General features: G+C 71.4%; 6 protein-coding genes. 3 read left to right on the top strand and 3 right to left on the bottom strand.

Features of this window, described 5'->3' with window-relative positions:
• Nucleotides 1-82 precede the first annotated feature (82 nt).
• Nucleotides 83-982, bottom strand: coding sequence for a LysR family transcriptional regulator (locus AC27VN_RS29655; RefSeq protein ID WP_057595686.1), 900 nt, complete (start codon nucleotides 980-982; stop codon nucleotides 83-85).
• A 94-nt stretch (nucleotides 983-1076) separates the two neighbouring features.
• Between AC27VN_RS29655 and AC27VN_RS29650 the strand changes: the two genes are divergently transcribed.
• The 3 genes from AC27VN_RS29650 to AC27VN_RS29640 all read left to right on the top strand — a co-directional run bounded on the left by AC27VN_RS29650 (nucleotide 1077) and on the right by AC27VN_RS29640 (nucleotide 4731).
• On the top strand, nucleotides 1077-2201 hold the full coding sequence (locus tag AC27VN_RS29650) for a TauD/TfdA family dioxygenase (RefSeq protein ID WP_490878859.1): 1125 nt from the start codon (nucleotides 1077-1079) through the stop codon (nucleotides 2199-2201).
• Between the two features lie 56 nt (nucleotides 2202-2257).
• Entirely contained in the window at nucleotides 2258-3211 is a 954-nt protein-coding gene (locus AC27VN_RS29645; protein ID WP_490878858.1) for a tripartite tricarboxylate transporter substrate binding protein, read from the top strand.
• A gap of 128 nt (nucleotides 3212-3339) precedes the next feature.
• Nucleotides 3340-4731, top strand: a complete 1392-nt coding sequence (locus AC27VN_RS29640) for an MFS transporter (RefSeq protein WP_398496618.1) — start codon at nucleotides 3340-3342, stop codon at nucleotides 4729-4731.
• On the opposite strand, the gene AC27VN_RS29635 is transcribed toward AC27VN_RS29640, so the two are convergent.
• Nucleotides 4732-5850 carry an ROK family protein gene (locus AC27VN_RS29635; protein WP_143129150.1) on the bottom strand — a complete coding sequence of 373 codons (1119 nt, stop codon included), beginning with the start codon at nucleotides 5848-5850 and terminating at the stop codon, nucleotides 4732-4734.
• 87 nt (nucleotides 5851-5937) lie between these two features.
• On the bottom strand, nucleotides 5938-6183 hold a 246-nt coding region (locus AC27VN_RS29630), incomplete at its 5' end, for a LysR substrate-binding domain-containing protein (protein WP_490878857.1).

Below are 6183 nucleotides of genomic sequence, written 5' to 3'. Positions count from 1 at the left end.
GACGCGGCCGGCAACATCGCGGCCGCGTCGGGCGGCGTGCGCGTCGAGGGCGGCCTGCGGCCCGAAGACCTGTAGCGCGGCCCTACATGCCGCGGTCGCTGCGCTGCCGCTGCGCCGTCATCAGCGCCGTGTGCATGGCCTCGCGCATCGCCGCCAGCGTGCGGCTGTCGTCGTCGGTCTTGCGCGTGACCAGCGACAGCTGCAGCATCGGCGCGCCGCGGCCGAGCCGCACGATGCGCACCGGGTAGGTCGCCACCAGCCCCGGGTCCGCGATCTGCACCACCGAGATACCCAGGCCGCCGCTGACCATGGCGACGATGGCGGGCGTGCTGTCGAACTCCAGCGTGCCGCGCTTCTCGCGCACCTGCGTGCTCACGAAGCGCGCGGCCAGCGTGCCGGTGACGGTGGAACGGTCGTAGCGAATCCAGTCGTACTGCTTGAACAGCGCGGCCACCGAGCTCTCGGTGGCCGTGGGCGGCGCCACCAGTACCAGCTCGCGCCGCAGCATCGGCTGCCAGCGCAGCCGCGCCGAACCGCCGCTCTCGGGCTGCGCCACCAGCGCCGCATCGAGGTCGCCGGCCTTCACCGCCGCGATCAGCGACGCGCTGCGGCCGCGCGCCGGGCGCAGCTCCAGCCGCGGATAGCGCTCGCGCAGCAGCCGCATCGTGGCGGGCAGCACGATGGGCTGCATCGACTCGATCACGCCGAGCCGCACGCTGCCCTCGATGCTCACGGTCGCGCGCTTGCGCAGCGACTCGAGCTGCTGCAGCGCATCGCGCATGACCGAGGAGACCTCGTGCGCCAGCTTCATCGGCTTGACCTGCAGGCCCGAGCGGTCGAACAGCGGCTGGCCCAGGTAGGCCTCGAGCTGCTTCATCTGCATGCTGATGGCGCTGGGCGTGAGGTTCATCTCGTGCGCGGCCGCCGCCAGGGTGCCGCCGCGCAACACGGCATCGAGCGTGGAGAAGGCGTCGATCTTCATCAAATTTCCTTATCTAAGACTTGAAATAGTGTCGCTTTTTCTTTGCATCGCGCGGTCCTAGACTTTTTCGAACGACACCCGAGGACCCGATCGAATGAAAGACACGCAACCCGCCGCCCCTCTTGCCTGGACCGCCGAAGAGGTGCGCCAGGACAGCTCCTGGATCCAGCGCCTCAGCGAGGCGGAGGTCGACGGCTTCCGCTCGGCGCTGCGGCATGCGGTCGCGCTCGGCAAGCCGCTGCTCTCGATGACGCAGGCGGACTTCCCGCTGCCCGCGGCCTCGCGCGAAGCGCTGGCCCGCGCCGTCGCGACCACCCAGGGCCGCTGGGGCATGTGCCTGCTCAAGGGCTTTCCGGTCGACGAATGGAGCGAGGACGAGACGCGCACCGCCTACTGGGGCATGAGCCTGCACATGGGCGTCGGCCGCACGCAAAACCGCGCCAGCCAGGTCATGAACGACGTGCGCGACGAAGGCGGCGACTACAAGGTCAAGGGCGGCCGCGGCTACAACACCAGCGCCGGCCTCGATTTCCACCAGGACTCGTGCGACGTGGTGGGCCTGCTGTGCCGGCGCACGGCCAAGAGCGGCGGCACCAGCAAGGTCATCAGCTCGATCCGGCTGCGCGACGAGGTGCAGCGCCTGCGCCCCGACCTGATCCCGGTGCTGCAGCAGCCCTTCTTCCACAGCTACCAGGGCACACAGGATCCGTCGCAGCCGCCGTTCTACCGCTGCCCGATCTTCGGCAGCGACCCGGTGCATTTCGCCGCCCGCACCAACCGCAAGAACACCGATGCGGCGCAGCGCGACTTCCCCGAGGTGCCGCGCCTCACGCCGCAGCAGGTCGAGGCCCTCGACCTGCTCGACGAGCTGATGCCGAGCCCGCTGCTGTGCTACTCCATGACCCTGGAGCGCGGCGACCTGCAGCTGCTCAACAACTACGTGACCCTGCATTCGCGCACGCCCTTCGAGGACTTCGAGGCGCCCGACGACAAGCGCCACCTGCTGCGCCTGTGGCTCGCGATCCCCTCGTCGCAACCGCTGCCCGCGGCCTTCGAGGAGTACTACGGCGACGTGCGCGCGGGCGCGGTGCGCGGCGGCGTTCGCGGCAGCGCGATCACGTCCGAGTTCCTGGCCTACGAGCAACGGCAGGCCCAGGCCCTGAACATGCGGCTCGAGCCCTGGCGACCGAAGCGGCTGGCGGCGGACGCCCTGGCCTGAACCGCGCGCCGGCACCGGCCGGCCCGGCCCCCGATGACAACGAAAGAGAGACAAGCATGCTTCGACGCAGATTCATCGCCGCGGGCGCCAGCGCCTCGGCCCTCGCGAGCTTCGGCGTTCGCGCGCAGCAGGTCACGCGCCTGCTCGTGGGCGCGACGCCCGGCGGCGGCACCGACATCGTGGCGCGCGCGCTGGCGCAGGAGCTCACCACGCGCCTGGGCCACCAGTTCATCGTCGAGAACCGCCCGGGCGCGGCCGGCAACATCGCGGCACTGGCCGTGGCCAAGGCGCCCACCGACGGCAGCGCGCTGCTGCTGAGCTACACCAGCCACGCCATCAATGCCTCGCTGTACCCGAGCCTCCCCTTCGATCCGCAGAAGGACTTCACGCCGCTCGCGGGCATCGCCAGCCTGCCGGCCATCCTGATCGCGCGGCCCACGCTCCCGGCCAACGACGTGCGCGAGCTGATCGCGCTGGCCAGGCGCGAGCCCGGCAAGCTCAACGTGGCGATCGCGGGCTTGGGCAGCGCCAACCACCTCGCGGGCGAGATGCTCAAGCGCGACGCGGGCATCGACATCGTGGGCGTGCCCTACAAGGGCACCGGGCCGGCCATCGCCGACGTGGTGGCGGGACAGATCGACCTGGCCTTCGCGGGTGTCGCCACGGTGCAGCAGCTCGTGAAGGCCAGGCGCCTCAAGGCCCTGGGCGTGACGAGCGAGAAGCGCCTCGCGGCCTTTCCCGACGTGCCGGCCGTGGCGGAAGTGCTGCCCGGCTATGCGTACAGCTCGTGGTATGGCCTGTTCGGGCCGGCGCAGATGCCCGCGCCGCTGGTGGCCCGGATCGCCGACGCCGCGCGCGCCGCGCTGGGTTCCGAACTCATGCGCGCGCGCTTCAGGGACGAGGGCCTGGTGCCGATGGGCACCGGCCCCGAGGAGTTCGGCGCCTTCGTGCGCAGCGAGATCACGCGCTGGGGCAAGGTGGTGGCGGCCACGGGCGCCAAGCCCGAATGAGCGGCGGGCGGGCGCCGCGGGCCCGCGACGCGCTTCTCCGAGCGCCTGCAAGGGTTTCCCCTTAAGACTAGCCTTCGCGTCCTCCCACGGCGTCGCCGGACGCCGCAGCACTCTTCTTTCCGCGAGCGATGGCCTCCCTGTTTTCCCGTCAAGAGATCCATGCGGTCGGCCCGGGCCTGCCGGCCCACGAACGCTTCGGTTCGCTGCTCGCCGTCATGCTGGGCGTGTGCGTGGCCAGCCTCGACACCGCGATCGCCAACACCGCCCTGCCCACCATCGCCAACGAACTGCGCGTGAGCGAGGCGGCCTCGACCTGGGTCGTCAGCGGCTACCAGCTCGCGATGGTGGCCGCGCTGCTGCCGGCCGCCGCGCTCGGCGACGTGCTCGGCCACCGGCGCGTGTTCCTCTGGGGCCTGGTGCTGTTCACCGTGTCCTCGCTGGGCTGCGGCCTGGCCGATTCGCTGCCCGCGCTGGTCGGCTGGCGCGTGGTGCAGGGCCTGGGCGCCGCCGGCGTGATGGGCGTGAACGGCGCGCTGGTACGCGTCATCTACCCCTCGGGCATGCTGGGGCGCGGCCTGGGCGTGAACGCGCTCGTCGTGGGGCTGGCCTTCGCGGGCGGACCCACGGCGGCATCGCTGGTGCTGCTGCTGGGCTCGTGGCACTGGCTGTTCCTGATCAACGTGCCGATCTGCGCGGTGGCGGTGTTCTACGGCCTGCGCTTCCTGCCGGCCACCGAGCGCCACGGCCACGGTTTCGACGGCCTGGCCGCGCTGCTGTGCGCCGCCGCGCTCGCGCTGCTGGCCTCCACACTCACCGAGGCCGCGCACCAGGCCACCGTCGAGTCGGTGGTCGTGCAGGCGGTGCTGGGCTTCGGGCTGCTGGCCTGGCTGCTCAAGCGCCAGTCCGGGCATCCGGCGCCGATCCTGGCCGTGGACCTGCTGCGCAATCCCGTGTTCGCGCTGTCGGCGGCCACGGCCGTGTGCTCGTTCGCGGCGCAGGCGCTGGCCTTCATCTCGCTGCCCTTCCTGTTCCAGGCGCTGCTGGGCTACTCGCAGGTCGAGACCGGCTTCCTCATCACGCCGTGGCCGCTGGTGGTGGCCGCGATGGCCCCCGTGGCCGGGCGCCTGTCGGACCGCTACGAGTCGGGCATGCTCTGCGGCGTCGGGCTGGCGCTGCTCGCGCTGGGCCTGCTGTCGCTGGCGCTGCTGCCGCCGCATCCCACGGTGGCCGGCATCGTCTGGCGCATGGCGCTGTGCGGCGCGGGCTTCGGCTTCTTCCAGTCGCCGAACCTGCGCGCCATCATGGGCTCGGCCCCGGCCTCGCGCAGCGGCGGTGCCAGCGGCATGGTCGGCACGGTGCGGTTGCTGGGCCAGTCCTCGGGCGCGGCGCTGGTGGCGGCCTGCTTCCATGTGTCGAGCACGAATGGCGCGGTGTACGCGCTGTGGCTGGGCACGGCGTGCGCGGCGAGCGCCGCCGTGTTCAGCTTCATGCGGCTCCGGCGGCGGGCGCTGGCGGTCTAACTACTTCCGGTTGGTGAAGCTGGCATTGCCCAGCCCGGTGCCGATGGTCAGCACCGCCCAGTGCCCGACATCGCGCATGAACGGCAACTCGCTCAAGCCCTGCACCACCGCGTCGTTGTGCATCAGCACCAGCGTCGGGCCCGAGCCGATCATCGGCATGCGGCGCCACAGCGCGCTCGGCAGGTGGAAGTTCTCGCTCTCCCAGTCGCCCGGCAGGTTCTGCGCGCCGCGCGCGATCGAGCCGTCCTTGCGGATCAGGCCCGGGCAGGCGATGCCGATGAAGGGCGCGAGCCGGATCTTCTTGCGCTCGGCATAGCGCACCATGTCCTCGAGCATGCCGGCCACGTGCTCGACGAAGTTGGTGCGGCTGGGCTTCTCGTCGGCATGGCGCCACTTCTCGCGCCGCACCACCTTCGCGAGCGAGAAGTCGCGCGCCTTGCGGTGGCGCGTCTTCACGATGCCGCAGCGCACGTTGGTGCCGCCGATGTCGATCGCGAGGATCGCGTCGTGCTTCTTGAGCATCTCGGGCGGCGTCAGGTGCACCCAGCCGATCAGCCCGCCGTCGTCGACCTCGTGCGAGAGCCGGCCGAGCTGCACGTGCACGCCCATCTCCTCGAGGATGGCGCCGGCCTCGAGGATCGCGCGCTCGCCGGCCTCGCTCTCGGGAAAGCCGCCGCCCACCACGATGCGCTCGACCTTCTCCCATGAAGGCTGGTGCAGGAAGCGCTGGATCACGGCCGCGAGTTCCTGCGCGAACTCGCCGATCGCGCTGTGCATCACGTTGGCCGCGTCGCTGACCTTCTGGCCGCGCAGCAGCCGGTCGAGCTCCTTCTTGCTCATGTCGCGCGAATGTCGCAGGCCCAGCGGATCGGTGCCGTCGCTGCGGTGCTTGCGGCGCCAGCGCTCGAGCAGCGCGCGAAACGCGGTCTGGCTCGCCTGGTCGCCGACGAAGCCCTCGTTGTCGCGCAACTGCAGGCTGTAGCCGTCGACCTGCAGCTTGGGCAGCTCGCGCAGGCCGTGGACGTCGGGGCCGGGCAGGTCGATCTTGGGAGGCTGGCGGGGCTTGGCCGTGGGCTTGGTCGTGGTCTTGGAAGACTTCTTGGCGGGCTTGGGATTCATGGCTTTCGACTATGCGACGTGGCGCGGTGCGAACGCATCGGCTTCGCGCACCACGGCGTGTAGGAGACGGGCGGGTACCGCCACGGCTCAGACGGCCGGCAGCGACGCGAGCAGGCGCTCGGCGAGCGCGCCCGGCACTCTTCTCGTCACCGCATGCACCTCGAGTTCGAGCGCAAAACCGCGCGGCAGCTCGGCCCAGGCCACGCCCGAGGGCGCCAGCCGCTTCAGCCCGGACTGGACGATCGCCAGCCCGAGCCCGCAGGCCACCAGCTCGAGCACGGTGGAAGGCTCGGCCGCCTCGTGGCGGATGGCGGGCGTGAAGCCCGCGCGCCG

It is taken from the genome of Variovorax sp. 20P10.2.4 (genome assembly GCF_058244205.1).
Note: the sequence above shows the minus strand (reverse complement) of the source record. Positions and strands in the feature narration are given on the sequence as shown.

Coding starts and splice junctions, on each gene's coding strand:
- AC27VN_RS29650 (WP_490878859.1), top strand. CDS start 1,077: ATGAAAGACACGCAACCCGCCGCCCCTCTTGCCTGGACCGCCGAAGAG.
- AC27VN_RS29645 (WP_490878858.1), top strand. CDS start 2,258: ATGCTTCGACGCAGATTCATCGCCGCGGGCGCCAGCGCCTCGGCCCTC.
- AC27VN_RS29655 (WP_057595686.1), bottom strand. CDS start 982: ATGAAGATCGACGCCTTCTCCACGCTCGATGCCGTGTTGCGCGGCGGC.
- AC27VN_RS29640 (WP_398496618.1), top strand. CDS start 3,340: ATGGCCTCCCTGTTTTCCCGTCAAGAGATCCATGCGGTCGGCCCGGGC.
- AC27VN_RS29635 (WP_143129150.1), bottom strand. CDS start 5,850: ATGAATCCCAAGCCCGCCAAGAAGTCTTCCAAGACCACGACCAAGCCC.